We start from the raw sequence: 15,599 nt of genomic DNA on the forward strand, positions 1-15,599 counted from the left end.
TTAATTTTTCACGAAAAATCTTGAGTGTTTCTTGAACTTTTGCTGCTGACGTAATAATATGTTCGTTATTTTTATGTTTAATGTTTTCTACTGTATATTCACTTAATTCTTTTTTGGACTTGGCAATTACTAAAACCACAACTACATGAGTCGGAAGTATTCGTTGTCGTTGCCCAACAGAAGAAGTACTGATAATTGCGTTCGTTATTGTTTGAGATGGAATTACTTCATCCATTGCCAGAAGTAATTGGCTTGGGGTAATGCAGGGCTGTTGAACCTCAAAATTAACAAGTGACATTAACAAGACGGTACTTACGTTTAATTTTGGCTGTAAAATAATATAAACTAAATTCGGGCTTGTTCGCGTAAATTATACGCGAACAGTGCAACCCCCTTAATTACCATACGCACGAGAAATGCCAGATGGTTGATTCTGACATTATTTCTAGAGCTGAACTCATACAACAAGCTATTGCTACCTTACAACTCTCTATTCAACAAATTCAGGCTTCAGGGGAAGTAGCGCCACCTGGTTGTTGTGTTTTACGTTACCAAGCACGCGGAAAAAAACAAGCTTATTGGTACTATAAATTACACGCTACCAAACCAATTTTTTCCACAACTCAACCCAACAAATTGAGCAAATATAAGCATTTGGGTAAGGCTGGAAGTCCTGCTCATATTGATGCTGTCCTCTCTGTGGCTAGAAGAACTCAAATCGATCACTTAACTTCCTGCATCGACTCTCTTCGTCAAAATTGGGTGGACTTGTACGATAGCCTCAAAGAGAAAAAGTAAGTCCAATCCTTTTGTTCGCGGATGTTTTACGCGAACAAAATTTTCTTTGTTTTACCTCTACTTCTCCTTAACCGAGCAGTATTGGGTCGAGTTGTTGTCTTTCCGTCTTGGTTATTCCTGGTAAGTTATCTTGCCACTCTCTAAAAAATTGGTCATCCTCAACCAATTGCAGTCCAAAGCTGTTCTCTAAGTCAAGCAGGGTAATTTCTTTAGCCTGTATTGTTTGAACCATAATCCCAAAATATTTTAGTAACTGATAGTGAAAGTAAATGTGCTTTTAGGCGAAACTAGAGAAGGTAGCACAAAAAGTAAAACCACGCTTGGACGAACAAAAATGAAATCAACAGACGAAAGAGAAGAGTTAATTAAAGATATCAACGTATTGTTACATCAAGCTTATGACAGTACTTTAGATGAAATTTACGCCCTCTTAAAAAGAATCGATGATGTAGAGGACGAAGAAGACTTAAAAACCATTAAATAAGCTAGGGAAGATATACGCATTAATGGCACTGTGTCTTGGGATGAAATTCAAAACGAAATAAACAAGGATGTTGCGTGAGTTACAAAGTTAAATTTTCAAATCGCCTTTACATTATGCCCGTTTCATGACATTGTGTAGGCGTAGGCGTAGCCCGCCGCAGGCATCGCTAGTCAAATCTCTTGATACGCTGAAATAAGAGTTTAGAAAAACTAATCCAGTTTTCCGGTAACAACGATGCCAAAACTGACACTGAGCGATGAACAAGTAATTGAATTAGTCAAGCAGCTACCTCCAGAGAGTAAACGAGTAGTATTATTAGCCCTAGCAAAGGAAAGTGAGCAAGACCGCGATTCTCGTATGGAGTATGCCCAAAACCAATTACGAAGCTTGTGTGCTGAACGTGGTTTAGATTGGGATACTATGTCAGAAGATCAACGTGAGTCATTTATAGATGACTTGGTGCATGAGGACAGACAGTGCTACCAGTAGTAGTGTTTGATACAAATGTTTTACTATCTGCTATTGGCTGGAAAGGTAGTCCTTATCACTGTATTGATTTGGCACGCCAAGGCCGGGTAAAAGGTTTAATCTGTCCAGAAATACTTGATGAACTGACCGAAAAATTAGAACAGAAGTTGAAATTTACGCCTATTCAAGTAATTGAGACAATAGCTGATTTGCTTAGTTTTCTACGCCTAATCACAATTGCCAACACTTTAAATTTTCTCACTACTGACCCAAACGATAACATGGTACTAGAATGCGCCATTGTTGGGAATGCAACTCACATTGTTACAGGCGACAAGCGGCATTTGTTACCTCTGGGCAGTTATCAAGGTATTGCAATTGTTAGTGCTAGAGATTTTCTGACTTTGGTTATACCTGAATAATCAAGTCAACTTAACACTGAGGTTGAAAACTCTGCACATCCCCTGCACTGCGTTGTTAGGCTGTGGGTAATTGATCGTAAGATTCCGGTTCAATATCTGGTACTTTCGCTAAAACTGCGTCGTATTTTTCTCGATTACCTCGCTTTGCTAACTCCCCTAGATAAATTTCAGTTGTTAGTGCAGCGATTTTCTCTGCAACTGCTGTCGCCACAAACTGGTCGATAGAAATGCCGTCTTGTTTGGCAAGTTCCTGCAAACTTTTGTACAAAGAGTCAGGAAGCTGGACGCTCAGGTTGCTCATGACAAATCGTAGGCGATCGCTTAATTTGAAACTCTTACAAATACTTGGCTAAAGCTGAATGCCGAGTATTAATGGAACACACTTGAGAAGATATTATTAAGCTTTCTCATTAAAATGTCAAGATTTCGCTAATTTTTCAGCAAAACTTAGCATTAAATATCGTCGCTTCCCTTAAATTCTCAGGCTGTGCTTCTAAACTCTTGTCACCAAAATGCTTATCCATCAACGCCGGAACCTGTGTAGCTTGAATTCGGCTATGGCGCGTTTTATCTGGCATAACTAAGTTTGGCCCCACTTTACAGTTCTTCATACAACCAGTGCCCTTGATTGTAACTTGGTCTTCTAAACCGCGATCGCTTAAAGCCGCCTCCAACGCCTGACAAACTGCTTTACCACCGCGTTTCATACAATCAGACTTTTGACACACCAGAATTGTGGCTTTAGTCTTAGCTGGTTTTACCTTGACATTATCAATAGATAGGGGTTCTTGTGGTGCAGCGATGGTTTGAACTGTCGCCATTTCAGAACGCGCCGCCATCACACGTTCAGCTTTCAGTGTAACTTTGTCTTTTTTTATATCGTATTCTTTATAACCAACAACTTGCAGCCAAGTCCCTGGTGGTAAGCGCAAGTCAAAAGCAGCCCGTAAATGTTTAGCGAGTTTAATATAAGACTCACCCTCATGAGTCCCCAGCATTAAGCCTTTCAGCTTATAGCCATCTTTAATAACAAAATCTATAAATCTGCCCTCAAGGCAAAACTGCGATACTTCCATACTGTGAGATGCACCCATTTTTTAACCTCCTTTTAATTAATACAAGCTATCAAGCGAGATATTCTCAGCAGCTAAAAATTAGAACTGTTGGTAACGACTTTTCCAGCAGCGCTCAAGAGTCCAAATCTGGTCTTGACGGGAGGCTGTTAATCGCCGTATCACACTCCAAAGTTGAACAACGGTCATAGGAGAGCCAATTTCAACTTTCAAAGGCTGGTTAGCCGTACAACTACAGGGAATGTCTAACTCCTTTAGGCGTTGATAGACTTGCCAGCGGTCTGCCCAATTCACCTCTACAAGGTGGTTGCTTTCTATTTCTGAACTAAACGATTTCAAGAGAATTGCCCTCAAAGTGCAACAAACTTGCAGTAACTACCGCGATTTAACTCTTTGCTTTTTGAAAGTCTGAGGAGTTTAACCTCTTAAAACCAGCATACCTTAAGTGCAAACAATTCTCAGTAATTTTGGAAAATAAATCAAATGTTTGCAGCCATCCCATATTGAGAGGGGCAGGGGAGAAGGAAAAGAGGAATTGGGGCAGGGTGCGCTTTGCTGGGGAGAAGTTTCCCCTTTTCCCCCTGCTCCCTTGCTTCTTCACCACTCCCCGCTCATCTTAGGAAGTATGCACATTTAAAATTAAATGTCAATAGTAATGATAAAAAACTCCATCCCCTTGTGGGTGGAGTTTTTGGGCATGGGGAATCGGGCATGGGGCATGGGGAAGAAGTTACCAATGCCCAATGCCCAATGCCCAAAGCGGCGGGGCGGCTATCCCTCTCCACCCACGAGGGGATGGAGTTTCCCGCCGCTTTCAATAAATATATGCAACTTGATGAGCGTGCCATCATCCAGCCGACAATCAACTTGAGATTTTTAGTAAGCAAAAATACAAAATCTTGTGATGGCGAATTGGCTTGATCTTCTTATTAAAATGTTAATATGTTAAGAATAAGCAGTTAAAAGCTATAACTGTGAAAAAGAGAGGAACACAATGTCTGAAACGCAAACTTTGTTACGGAATTTTGGTCATGTATATGACAATCCTGTGTTGCTGGATCACAGCGTAACTGCTCCAGTTACAGAAGGATTCAACGTTGTATTAGCTAGCTTCCAAGCACTATACTTGCAGTACCAAAAGCATCATTTTGTAGTTGAAGGCTCAGAATTTTACTCTCTGCATGAGTTTTTTAACGAAAGCTACAACCAAGTACAAGACCACGTTCATGAAATTGGAGAACGTTTAGATGGACTGGGTGGTGTGCCAGTAGCGACCTTCAGCAAATTAGCAGAATTAACCTGTTTTGAACAAGAATCTGAAGGTGTATATTCCTCTCGCCAAATGGTGGAAAATGACCTAGCTGCCGAACAAGCAATCATTGGCGTAATTCGTCGTCAAGCTGCTCAGGCAGAGAGTTTAGGCGATCGGGGTACACGCTATCTGTACGAAAAGATTTTGTTGAAAACTGAGGAACGTGCATATCATTTGTCTCACTTCCTCGCCAAAGACAGTTTAACTTTAGGGTTTGTCCAAGCTGCTCAAAGCTAAAACTCTCATAATCTAGATTTGTCTACCTAGACTCAAAGAAAAAGTTAGCAGCACTAACTCTTAAAATATTATAAAAAATGGCAGAGAATGGTATTCGTATCTCTCTGCCATTTTTAATTTAAGTATACATATTTTCATAATATTTAACGTTGCAAATATTTAGCAATTAGATAGTTAATAAATATTTTTAGTTAAGAAATTTATTTATATCTAATAATTAGATAGGTATATGCCAGAATAAATAACCATCTGTTGCCAAATCTAATCAAATTAAATAATAAAGATTCGCAAAAACTTTAAAAATTTTAGCATCGCAATTAAATAAAATTAGAAATACAAAATAATTATTGGGCATGGGGCATTGGGCATTGGGAATTGGGAATTGGTTATTAATTCTTCTCCCTCACTCCCTCATCTCCCCCTGCTCCCTCATCTCCCCCTGCCTCCCCTACTCCCCACTTTGTACAGACGCGATTAATCGCGTCTCTACCCACTCCCCTTTGTCATCAAACTTAGAAAACTTAATAATAAAAAGCACGAGAGGGGGTAAAGACCCTTAAAATAATCAGGATTTGTATTCTCGTATTCCAAGGCAACTACTATGCCCCGCCGTGATGACCTCCGGAAGATTCTACTGTTAGGCTCTGGCCCAATTGTAATTGGACAAGCCTGTGAGTTTGACTACTCTGGCACTCAAGCCTGCAAAGCGCTGCGAGAAGAAGGCTATGAAGTGGTTTTGGTCAACTCCAACCCTGCAACAATTATGACCGACCCGGAAACGGCCGATCGCACTTACATTGAGCCGCTAACTCCAGAATTGGTCGAAAAAGTCATTGAGAAAGAACGCCCTGATGCTCTCCTACCAACGATGGGAGGACAAACCGCCCTCAACATCGCCGTTGCTTTAGCCAAGAATGGGGTGTTGGAAAAGTACAGCGTTGAGTTAATTGGCGCTAAACTACCAGCCATCGAAAAAGCCGAAGATCGAAAACTTTTTGGTGAAGCAATGGCAAGGATCGGAGTAGCTGTATGTCCCAGTGGCACAGCCGAATCTTTGGAAGAAGCCAAAGCTGTTGCCCGCCAAATTGGTACTTATCCCCTAATTATTCGTCCAGCTTTCACAATGGGTGGAAGTGGCGGCGGTATTGCTTACAACCAAGAAGAATTTGAAGAAATGGCACAGGTAGGTATAGATGCCAGCCCCGTTTCACAAATTCTCATTGACCAGTCTTTACTCGGCTGGAAAGAATATGAACTCGAAGTGATGCGTGATTTGGCAGATAACGTGGTGATTATCTGCTCCATCGAAAACCTTGACCCTATGGGCATCCACACCGGAGACTCAATTACCGTCGCTCCCGCGCAAACCCTCACTGATAAAGAATATCAAAGGCTGCGGGATATGGCAATTAAAATCATCCGCGAGATAGGTGTGGAAACTGGCGGTTCTAATATCCAGTTTGCCGTCAATCCGATTAATGGGGATGTGGTTGTAATTGAAATGAACCCCCGCGTTTCCCGCAGTTCGGCTTTGTCTTCCAAAGCTACGGGTTTCCCTATCGCCAAAATGGCTGCAAAATTGGCTGTAGGCTACACCTTAGATGAAATTAAAAATGACATCACCAAGAAAACTCCCGCGTCCTTTGAGCCGACAATTGACTATGTGGTGACAAAAATCCCCCGCTTCGCCTTTGAAAAATTCCCCGGCTCTGACCCAGTGCTGACAACCCAAATGAAGTCTGTCGGGGAAGCAATGGCAATTGGGCGCACATTCAACGAATCCTTCCAAAAGGCGCTGCGATCGCTCGAAACCGGACGCGCTGGTTGGGGTTGCGACAAAGCCGAAAAATTACCCAGTGGTGAACAAATCCGCGCCCAATTGCGGACACCTAACCCCGATCGCATTTTCTCCGTGCGCCATGCCTTGCAACTAGGCATTAGTGCTGAGGAAATCTACGAACTGACTGGTATTGACCCGTGGTTCCTAGATAAATTTCAGCAACTGCTAGATGTCGAAAAATTCCTCAAGCGAACACCTTTGCAGCAATTGACAAAAGAGCAACTTTATGAAGTGAAGCGAGATGGATTTAGCGATCGCCAGATTGCTTATGCCACTAAAACCACCGAAGATGAAGTTCGCGCCTACCGCCAGTCATTAGGGATTATCCCAGTTTATAAAACCGTAGATACCTGCGCTGCTGAGTTTGAAGCGTTTACTCCCTACTATTATTCTAGCTACGAAGAAGAAACAGAGGTTTTGGCAGCAACCAAGCCAAAAGTGTTGATTTTGGGTGGTGGCCCCAACCGCATTGGACAGGGAATTGAGTTTGACTATTGTTGTTGTCACGCCGCTTATGCTTTGAAGAAAGCGGGGTATGAGACGATTATGGTCAACTCTAACCCAGAGACAGTTTCGACAGACTACGATACCAGCGATCGCCTTTACTTTGAGCCTTTAACAAAAGAAGATGTCCTTAACATCATTGAAACTGAAAATCCAGTCGGTGTAATAATCCAGTTTGGTGGACAAACACCATTGAAGTTGGCTCTCCCATTACAAGAATTTCTTAGAAATGACACTTCTGGACTGCTCACTAAAATTTGGGGTACATCGCCAGATTCCATCGACATGGCAGAGAACCGGGAGCGGTTTGAAAAGATTCTTCAACAGTTGAATATTGCCCAACCGCCTAATGGTATTGCTCGGAGTTACGAAGACGCGCTGATTGTCGCCAAACGCATTGGCTATCCGGTGGTAGTGCGTCCCAGCTATGTGTTAGGTGGACGGGCGATGGAAATCGTCTATTCTGATGCTGAGTTGGAACGCTACATGACCTTTGCGGTACTAGTGGAACCAGAACATCCGATTTTGATTGATAAGTTTTTGGAAAATGCCATCGAAGTCGATGTAGATGCGATCGCTGATCATACCGGACGGGTGGTGATTGGTGGCATCATGGAACACATCGAACAAGCGGGGATTCACTCAGGAGATTCCGCTTGTTCCTTACCTTCGATTTCCCTATCACCAGCAGTTCTCAATCAAATTCGCACTTGGACAGTGCAGCTAGCGCAAGCGCTGTCAGTTGTGGGGTTAATGAATATTCAATTTGCCGTTGTCGGCGCAAGCAGTTATTCTCCCCAAGTTTACATTTTAGAAGCCAACCCCCGCGCCTCGCGTACAGTCCCATTTGTTTCTAAAGCAACGGGTGTACAGTTGGCAAAACTAGCATCCTTAATTATGTCAGGTAAAACCTTAGAGGAGCTACATTTCACCGAGGAAGTCATTCCCACACATATTGCTGTAAAAGAAGCAGTATTACCCTTTAATAAATTCCCAGGAACTGATACAATATTAGGTCCAGAAATGCGATCCACTGGTGAGGTGATGGGGATTGACAGCGACTTTGGCCGTGCCTTTGCCAAAGCGGAAATGGGTGCTGGGGAGCGTTTACCACTCAGTGGAACTGTATTTGTATCAATGAGCGATCGCGATAAAGCTGCTGCCGGTGGTGTGGTGAAGGAGTTTATCGATTTGGGCTTTACAGTGATGGCTACCCTTGGTACACGGCGAGTTCTTCTCGAACAGGGGTTAAATATTGAATTAGTGTTAAAACTGCATGAAGGCCGTCCCCACGTCCTAGATGCAATCAAAAACCAGAAAATCCAACTCATTATTAACACACCTTCAGGAGAAGAAGCCCACACTGATGCTAGGTTAATCCGCCGCACAGCCTTAGCTTACAAAATTCCCATCATTACTACCATCGCTGGCGCGAAAGCTACCGTCGCCGCCATCCGTTCTTTACAAAATACGACTTTGGACGTAAAAACCATTCAAGAGTATTGCCCGATTGCGAGGGAGTAGGGAGTGGGGAGTGGGTAGAGACGCGATTAATCGCGTCTGTACAAAGTGGGGAGTAAGGAGTTAGGAGTTAGGAATTGGGGAGATGAGGGAGACAAGGAGAATAACCAATGCCCAATGCCCACTTGCCCTGAGCGAAGCCGAAGGGATGCCCAATGCCCCATGCCCCATGCCCCATCCCCAAGAAAATTAAGTAATTGTTATAAGAGAATGACTATAGTTCTCATTAGAGATATTTTAACAAATATGAGGAAAACTATTTGAACCTGAGAATTTCTTAAATTGACTTCTAGTCAGCCTAGAGAGAAAGGGCGGCGTTGCATGAACTGGAACAACCAGGAAATTTAATGTCGCCATATAGCCAAAATATTCTCATAAATGTTACAATTGTTAATACGGCTCCAATAGAAAAATGTTTAAAAAGCGATTTTTTATCTAACTGTAGATACTTGTGAAAAATAGGAAATAGCTGTAACTTTTAGCAGTTAAGAAGCCTAAATTGATTATTATAAGCAGCCGAGTTTCTCGGATGCGTAAGTTGCAAACCATAGCATCGGTTCCCAGTCTGACTGGGTAGCACCCTAAAAAAGCATCTATCCCTTAATGACCCTACCGCCAAACCCATCATTACCAAAGAGTAGCGCCATGAAGACCGCTCAGACAGCCACAGACCTCGTGCGGACTTACCTGCGTGAGATTGGCCGTGTGCCACTCTTAACACACGAGGAAGAGATTTTCTATGGTAAACAAGTGCAACGTTCTTGCACTTTGCACGAATCAAGAGAATCTCTTGCCACCCAGTTAGGTCGTCAACCGACTTTAGAAGAGTGGGCCAAAGCGACAAAGCTAGAACCAGCAGAGTTGAACGAAGCGATCGCTGATGGTGAGATTGCCAAGCGTAAGATGGTAGAAGCCAATTTGCGGCTGGTAGTCTCCGTTGCCAAAAAGTACATAAAGCGCAACGTCGATTTACTGGACTTGATCCAAGAAGGTAGTATTGGTATGCAACGGGGCGTAGAAAAGTTTGACCCTACCAAAGGGTATAGATTTTCTACATACGCCTATTGGTGGATTCGGCAAGCTATCACCCGTGCTATAGCCGAAAAAGCCCGCACCATTCGGCTGCCTATCCATATAACTGAAAAATTAAATAAGATTAAAAAGGCACAGCGTCAATTGTCTCAAAAATTGGGGCGCGCTCCGACAGCTGGTGAGCTAGCTGAAGAATTAGAATTGACCCCTAAACAAGTGCGAGAGTATCTAGAAAAGGCGCGTTTGCCCCTTTCTTTGGATTTGCGGCTGGGTGATAATTACGACACCGAACTTGGAGAAATGCTGGAAGATCCAGGAGCATCTCCAGAAGAATTTGTCATGCAATCTTCCTTATCTTATGACTTAGATCGCCTGATGGGAGACCTGACGCCACAACAGAAGGAAGTGATTACGCTGCGCTTTGGCTTAACTGATGGGCAAGCCCTGACGCTGGCTAGAATTGGTGAAATCTTGAACATCAGCCGAGAACGAGTCCGGCAAATTGAGCGGGAAGCTTTAACCAAACTTCGCAAGTCTAAAACCAACATGGGTGAATATTTGGCAAGTTAGTCATTAGTCATTAGTCATTAGTCCTTTGTTATTAGTTATTTACAAAGGACGAATGATCAATGGGTGAGAAAATACGCTGACTTTGGTACGGTTACGCCTACTTCCACTCTTAAGCTTGGCTGTTAGATTAGTTGACAGGAAGACAAAAGAGCTAGCTAAGTCTAATCCAAAACAGAGATTTAATATTCAAATCACAAGCACCGCAGCTAGCAGTGGTAGTTAAGGAGCTAAAAAATGAATAACCCATCCAATCGTGTCTCAGAATTTTTCAATAGCGAATCAGAAACTAGCGATTTACTATGGCAGTATGTTAAATCCTTGAGTCCAGAAACAGTTACCCAACTATCTAAACCCAAGTCTGCCGAAGTTTTTCAGGTAATGGAACGGAATATTATAGGACTATTGGGTAATCTACCTTCAGAAAACTTTGGCGTTACTGTAACTACGAGTCGAGAAAGTCTGGGTCGGCTTCTGGCTTCTGCTATGATTAGTGGTTATTTCTTGCGTAACGCTGAACAGAGAATGGATTTTGAAATCGCCCTACAAGGATCTGAAACCAACAGCAGCGAAATTGACTAGAAATATAATAGTAAATTCAATATTATTGTTGGGTTTATAGCTAGTCACAGTCATGGCGATACAAATTTAAAATGAACCTCTGCGAAATCTTTGCCCCTAATTTCCAATCATGCATCAGCTAAATATTTTTAAAATATCCAAAATAGTGACGAATTAAGGTTGAAATTTCAACGCAGAGGAACGCGGAGGTTGGCGCAGAGTAGCGCGAAGTTTTTGGATTTGCTTATCTGTGAACCTTTTATAATTTGGTAATTAGTTCAAATAGAGGCGTATTGCTAAATGATTAATACACATTTGTGGATAAAGTAATAGCGCTAGACGACCTTTGCAATCAATCTAAACTCGGCAGAGTTCAAACTAGACTGCCGAGTTTTGTTGTTAGAAGTTAGTATCCCTCGTCATCCCGTATTAACTGCTCTAGAGTATCTACCCATACGTTTTCTTCACTATCTAACGCCTTTGGATCAATTATTTTTAATTCTTGCTTAAAATCTTTGATTTCTTCTTCAAAGTTTTTGACTAACAATAAATTTTTACCATAGGCAACTATAGAAGCTGCAAGTTTTTAAATGCTTGAATTAAAAAAACTCATTGATAAATTGTTTGGATTAATAGATACTATTTCACCTTTATTTTCTAAATTAAGGCATATTCGATAAGATAAAGCTAGTTCTGAGTAAAATAAAAAGTATTCATCGACTCCTAATATTCTTACCTTTCTACCTATATCTGATAAGCTAGCATTGTTATCCAAACCAATTTCACTGAGAAAAATTATTCTTCCTATTACTTGAGAAGCACTTACATAACCAATAGTGTAAAGTTGTCCTAAATGCCTTCTTGCAGATTCACCAATTTGAATATCTTCGGAAATTGGCTCAAAATCCATTGAAAATCTAAAATGACCAACTATATATGGGAATCCTATCTTCAAGATAAATTCTCTGGTTTCACTAGGAAGGCTAATGTTATTTACCCTCTCTGGATTTGCGTACACTAGATTTTCTTTGCCAAAAACCTCAAGTATTTCATGCTCTAAAATCATAATTTACATTTACTTTAAGCTATTAAAAATCTACACAATTTTTTCCAATATTTTGATATTTTAGTGTTATCTAATAATTATTTATACCACCTCCTTTATACGGGTATGAATAGTACATGGATGTACCATTAGCAAAAGTAGTTCATCATCTCCCCAATTAACCATGAGTGAAACCAGTTCTTTCCCACCCCATAAAATCATTGGTGTTGCAGTAATTTGGAACGATCAAGAGCAAATTTTAATTGATCGCCGTCGGAAAGAAGGAGCAATGGGTGGTTTGTGGGAATTTCCTGGTGGTAAAATTGAGCCTGGTGAAACTATCAGCGAGTGTATTCAACGAGAAATTTCCGAAGAACTGGGAATAGTAATTGAAGTAGGAGAGCATCTGATTACTATTGACCACACCTATACAGACTTGCGCGTTACCCTCACAGTACATCACTGCCGCCATGTTACAGGTATTCCCCAACCTTTGGAATCCGATGAAATTCGCTGGGTAACTTTGGAAGAACTGGAGGAGTTTACTTTTCCTAAAGCAAATATTCAAATTATTGCTGCTTTAAAAGGGAGTGGGGAGTAGGGAGCTGACAGGTGTAGGTTTATTACGTAGATGTGAGCATTTCCAGTTTAAAAAAAAGAATTGTATCGAGACGCATAGCGCGACTTGCATTGCGTCCAACATCCAATCCCACATTTTAAAACGTGGGTTCCGTAAGCTCGAACGCCTCTTCCTTGAATGCTCTCAATCCCTACAGGCGTTCAATCCACTCGGTCAAACTCAGACTAGAATTAGAATGGACGTGACGTTCTCTAGTAGCCAAAGTGTCAGACTCTTTGCCATTGCGCGATCGCTATCTTGCCTTAATCAATGAAATTGTCGAAACCACCCTCAAGGGCAAAATTAGCTCTGTGGAGATGGTGTATCAAATGCTGCTTAAAGGAATTACTTCCGGTACAGGGGAAGTCTTTGAGTTAGCTTTGAGCGATCGCCTGAATGCTCTCCAAAACCAAGTGGATAGTGAAAAAGACGAACTCAAAAAAGCCAAGGCGACTCGAAGTTTGAGAGCGATTAAAACTATTCAAAGTCAATGGCAACGTTGGCAAGAGCAAAACAAAGCCACAGAAGCGATCGCCTCCGCAGTTACAGAAATTACCAGAGCCACCGATGACGAGCGTCTAGCGGTATTTATCCGGGTTACTGATCCCAATCAGAAATATCCGGTAAATTTGCAACAGCTACAGCAATTATCAAAAGCATTACAGCAATTTGCCCAAGCAGATGCTGATTTAGAACAGTTTTCTGAAGGGATTACCCGTGGTTTAGCTTCTTGGCAGCGATTGCAAGACAACTTGCTCAGTTGGATGTACGAGCAAAAAGAATCTTTGGGATTTGGCGGCGTACCGGGAGAACGTGGCCCTTGGGCAAGTTGGGCCAAACAACTCAACAGTGAGTTACCCCAAGCACTGCTTCGCACCTTAGCTATGGAAGAATCTGCAATAGAGTTTGCCGAGCGACAACGGGGGATTACCCTGAGAGATTGGGTAGAAATGGCATTGATTTTACAGTTCTTGCAACGAGGATTAATTAACTGGTTTGACCAACAAGCTTACGATATTAAGGCCGGGCCAAAGTTGTCCATTTCCACTTTTTTGACCTTTGCAGTGATTTGGAGTCAGTTAGCAAGTGGTTTTAGGAGTATTGGGACAGTATACAGCGATGCCTGTTCTCAAATCATGCTCCAGATTTTGCGAACCTTTGCCCAGCGTCCGTATTTTCCCTTTTACGGCGGGATTTTTGCCTCTTTTACTGGCACTTATTTGCGAGATGCCCTAGATTATTTAGATGAACCGCTACGACGAGGCGAGGGAACCCAAGAAAAGGCGCGGATTTTGACCCTTTTAGGTTATTCTCAGCGTGCTTTGGGACAATACCAGCGCTCTATCGATTTTCATCAGCAGGCGTTAGAGATAGCCAGAAATGCAGGCGATCGCCCCTGTGAAATTGCCAATCTCAACCACCTCAGCCGTACCTACGTGCAACAGCAAAATTATGCTGAGGCAATTAATTACAGTCAACGAGCATTGATACTGAGTCGGCAAGCAGGCGATAGAACAGGAGAAGCAAACGCGCTAGTAAATTTAGGTTACAGCGAAGTTATGCAGGCTCAGGAACTGGAAAACTTAGAACCCGAAACTTATGAAGCCGCAATTAACTATTTGGAACAAGGTTTAAAATTATCAGAAAAATTAGGCGATATTCAAAGTAAAGCCTTATGTGTCAGCAGCTTAGGAATTGCCTATTTAGTAATTGGGGAACACCAAACTGCAATTAAATATCTTGAAGATGGCTTTAAAACAGCCCAAGTTTCCGGTGATTTGTATCTCCAAGGGCGGAACTTAGCTTATTTGGCAGAAGCCTATTATCATCTACAAAATTCAGAAAAAACTATTTATACAGGCTGCTTGGGAATGTATCTTTTAGAGCAAATCGCTTCTCGTGAGTGGCGACAACCAGCAGGATTACTGACAATTTTACAAGGACAAATAGGGGCAGAAGCTTTTCAAAAGTTCTTACAGCAACATCGCCCAAAAATTATTGCGGTTATCGGTGTAGATGGGTATGATTACATTCCGCAATTGTTAGAAGAATATAAACAAGATATGTAACGCGATGTGCAACTTATTCTTAAAACCCCACTTCCATTCCTCTCCCGGAAGCGGAGAGAGGCTTTAAGTCTTGCTCCCCTTCCCTATGAGGAAAGGGGGTTAGGTTTGAGAGAAAGTTGCACACCGCGTTATGTAAGAAAATAATTTGATTCAGGTTTAACAAGTGGTGGGGGTTTAAGTCCCCTGCTTCTATCAAGTAGCGCGTATGTTAGTCGGGGTCTAAATCCCCGTCACAAAACGTAATTGCGAACTTGTACTGAGCTTGTCCTGAGCTTGTCCTGAGCGTAGCCGACTTGTACTGAGCGGCGTCGAAGTAAGGGCGTAGCCGACTTGTAAGCGGCGTCGAAGTAAGGGCGTAGCCGAAGTATTGCGAACTTGTACTGAGCTTGTCCTGAGCTTGTCCTGAGCGTAGCCGACTTGTACTGAGCGGCGTCGAAGTAAGGGCGTAGCCGAAGTATTGCGAAAAAGCGAATTGTTTTAACTGCTTCCAAATTTGAGGAGAGAAGCAAGAAATGTGATCGCTCAACTTTCAACTGATGGGCAATTTCTCGATCAGGCCTCAAACTCAGCACCAGCAGTTTCCGACCTTCCTGTGTAAGGGATTTGTTATGCTGCTGTTGCCTTCGCAATTTTTGCAAGCAATCGCAACGCCTCATTAACAGAAGCCGAATCTCGAAAGATTTCTGCTACGTCTGGATCAAGAACTACAACATTACTCGATTGCATATACGCTTCGTAATACTTGCCACGGACACCACCTGAAAAATCATATTCAGGTCTCATGTCTTCATTGACGTTGATTTCAGGTTCCTGACTCATAGCTTCTTCTCTCCTGTCGAGTGGCTAAACGAGCACTGATCAAACGCACTTCACCTTCTCGCTCTGTGTGGGATACAACCAAAAGACGTTGTGACCTTGATAAACCTGTAGTCAGAAGACGAAATTCGCCTACTGAGTGATCAGGATCTGGAATCGTGATGGCTAGTGGATCTCCGAAAACCGTAACAGCTTCTTCAAAAGACACACTATGCTTTTCAGCATTACTAA

Annotated in this window: 19 protein-coding genes and 1 pseudogene; 11 read left to right on the top strand and 9 right to left on the bottom strand. The window is 42.3% G+C overall.

What is annotated here, in order from left to right; translation table 11 throughout:
- A pseudogene (locus LC574_RS38445) lies at nucleotides 1-304 on the bottom strand (hypothetical protein); the annotation flags it as partial.
- Nucleotides 305-423: 119 nt separating this feature from the next.
- Here LC574_RS38445 and LC574_RS03670 point away from each other — a divergent pair.
- Nucleotides 424-798: a hypothetical protein gene (locus LC574_RS03670; protein WP_099070261.1), complete on the top strand. Its 375-nt coding sequence runs from the start codon at nucleotides 424-426 to the stop codon at nucleotides 796-798.
- A 67-nt stretch (nucleotides 799-865) separates the two neighbouring features.
- Here LC574_RS03670 and LC574_RS03675 read toward each other — a convergent pair whose 3' ends face one another.
- Nucleotides 866-1,030, bottom strand: a complete 165-nt coding sequence (locus LC574_RS03675; RefSeq protein WP_229451543.1) for a hypothetical protein — start codon at nucleotides 1,028-1,030, stop codon at nucleotides 866-868.
- Nucleotides 1,031-1,057: 27 nt separating this feature from the next.
- Between LC574_RS03675 and LC574_RS03680 the strand changes: the two genes are divergently transcribed.
- The 3 genes from LC574_RS03680 (at nucleotide 1,058) to LC574_RS03690 (ending at nucleotide 2,172) form a co-directional block, all read left to right on the top strand.
- Nucleotides 1,058-1,282, top strand: a complete 225-nt coding sequence (locus LC574_RS03680) for a hypothetical protein (protein ID WP_306422076.1) — start codon at nucleotides 1,058-1,060, stop codon at nucleotides 1,280-1,282.
- A 234-nt stretch (nucleotides 1,283-1,516) separates the two neighbouring features.
- Nucleotides 1,517-1,771, top strand: a complete 255-nt coding sequence (locus tag LC574_RS03685; RefSeq protein ID WP_229451544.1) for a hypothetical protein — start codon at nucleotides 1,517-1,519, stop codon at nucleotides 1,769-1,771.
- A complete protein-coding gene (locus LC574_RS03690; protein WP_229451545.1) occupies nucleotides 1,759-2,172 on the top strand; it encodes a putative toxin-antitoxin system toxin component, PIN family in 414 nt (137 codons plus the stop codon). Before LC574_RS03685 ends, LC574_RS03690 begins: the two co-directional genes overlap by 13 nt.
- A 55-nt stretch (nucleotides 2,173-2,227) precedes the next feature.
- Here LC574_RS03690 and LC574_RS03695 read toward each other — a convergent pair whose 3' ends face one another.
- From LC574_RS03695 to LC574_RS03705, 3 genes are all read right to left on the bottom strand, one after another.
- Complete coding sequence (locus tag LC574_RS03695; RefSeq protein WP_229451546.1) at nucleotides 2,228-2,473, bottom strand: toxin-antitoxin system HicB family antitoxin; 246 nt, start codon at nucleotides 2,471-2,473, stop codon at nucleotides 2,228-2,230.
- Between the two features lie 136 nt (nucleotides 2,474-2,609).
- The gene (locus LC574_RS03700) at nucleotides 2,610-3,266 is read right to left on the bottom strand and encodes a (2Fe-2S) ferredoxin domain-containing protein (RefSeq protein WP_229451547.1); all 657 of its coding nucleotides are present in this window, start codon (nucleotides 3,264-3,266) and stop codon (nucleotides 2,610-2,612) included.
- A 60-nt stretch (nucleotides 3,267-3,326) separates the two neighbouring features.
- Nucleotides 3,327-3,584 (bottom strand): Asr1405/Asl0597 family protein, encoded by a 258-nt coding sequence (locus tag LC574_RS03705; RefSeq protein WP_229451548.1) that lies wholly within the window; start codon nucleotides 3,582-3,584, stop codon nucleotides 3,327-3,329.
- A 372-nt stretch (nucleotides 3,585-3,956) separates the two neighbouring features.
- On the opposite strand from LC574_RS03705, the gene LC574_RS03710 reads away from it, so the two are divergent.
- The 5 genes from LC574_RS03710 (at nucleotide 3,957) to LC574_RS03730 (ending at nucleotide 10,840) form a co-directional block, all read left to right on the top strand.
- A complete protein-coding gene (locus tag LC574_RS03710) occupies nucleotides 3,957-4,166 on the top strand; it encodes a hypothetical protein (RefSeq protein ID WP_229451549.1) in 210 nt (69 codons plus the stop codon).
- Nucleotides 4,167-4,239: 73 nt separating this feature from the next.
- Nucleotides 4,240-4,794, top strand: coding sequence for a Dps family protein (locus tag LC574_RS03715; RefSeq protein ID WP_194044835.1), 555 nt, complete (start codon nucleotides 4,240-4,242; stop codon nucleotides 4,792-4,794).
- A gap of 601 nt (nucleotides 4,795-5,395) precedes the next feature.
- Nucleotides 5,396-8,662: a carbamoyl-phosphate synthase large subunit gene (gene carB / locus LC574_RS03720; protein WP_229451550.1), complete on the top strand. Its 3,267-nt coding sequence runs from the start codon at nucleotides 5,396-5,398 to the stop codon at nucleotides 8,660-8,662.
- A 642-nt stretch (nucleotides 8,663-9,304) separates the two neighbouring features.
- Nucleotides 9,305-10,261 carry an RNA polymerase sigma factor, RpoD/SigA family gene (locus tag LC574_RS03725; RefSeq protein WP_229451551.1) on the top strand — a complete coding sequence of 319 codons (957 nt, stop codon included), beginning with the start codon at nucleotides 9,305-9,307 and terminating at the stop codon, nucleotides 10,259-10,261.
- Between the two features lie 234 nt (nucleotides 10,262-10,495).
- Entirely contained in the window at nucleotides 10,496-10,840 is a 345-nt protein-coding gene (locus LC574_RS03730; RefSeq protein WP_229451552.1) for a DUF760 domain-containing protein, read from the top strand.
- Between the two features lie 385 nt (nucleotides 10,841-11,225).
- Here the strand turns inward: LC574_RS03730 and LC574_RS03735 are convergent, their stop codons facing one another.
- Complete coding sequence (locus LC574_RS03735) at nucleotides 11,226-11,366, bottom strand: SUKH-4 family immunity protein (RefSeq protein ID WP_229451553.1); 141 nt, start codon at nucleotides 11,364-11,366, stop codon at nucleotides 11,226-11,228.
- Nucleotides 11,367-11,405: 39 nt separating this feature from the next.
- Nucleotides 11,406-11,885 (bottom strand): SUKH-4 family immunity protein, encoded by a 480-nt coding sequence (locus LC574_RS03740; RefSeq protein WP_229451554.1) that lies wholly within the window; start codon nucleotides 11,883-11,885, stop codon nucleotides 11,406-11,408.
- 163 nt (nucleotides 11,886-12,048) lie between these two features.
- On the opposite strand from LC574_RS03740, the gene mutT reads away from it, so the two are divergent.
- Both mutT and LC574_RS03750 read left to right on the top strand, forming a co-directional pair.
- On the top strand, nucleotides 12,049-12,465 hold the full coding sequence (gene mutT, locus LC574_RS03745; protein ID WP_229451555.1) for an 8-oxo-dGTP diphosphatase MutT: 417 nt from the start codon (nucleotides 12,049-12,051) through the stop codon (nucleotides 12,463-12,465).
- Between the two features lie 242 nt (nucleotides 12,466-12,707).
- The gene (locus LC574_RS03750; protein ID WP_229451556.1) at nucleotides 12,708-14,552 is read left to right on the top strand and encodes a tetratricopeptide repeat protein; all 1,845 of its coding nucleotides are present in this window, start codon (nucleotides 12,708-12,710) and stop codon (nucleotides 14,550-14,552) included.
- A gap of 606 nt (nucleotides 14,553-15,158) precedes the next feature.
- Here LC574_RS03750 and LC574_RS03755 read toward each other — a convergent pair.
- Nucleotides 15,159-15,371, bottom strand: a complete 213-nt coding sequence (locus LC574_RS03755; protein WP_229451557.1) for a hypothetical protein — start codon at nucleotides 15,369-15,371, stop codon at nucleotides 15,159-15,161.
- The coding region (locus LC574_RS03760) for a BrnT family toxin (RefSeq protein ID WP_229451558.1) at nucleotides 15,355-15,599 on the bottom strand (245 nt) is incomplete at its 5' end. The genes LC574_RS03760 and LC574_RS03755, both read right to left, overlap by 17 nt.

The sequence above is a fragment of the Nostoc sp. CHAB 5715 genome (assembly GCF_020829685.1).
Classification (GTDB): Bacteria; Cyanobacteriota; Cyanobacteriia; order Cyanobacteriales; family Nostocaceae; genus Nostoc.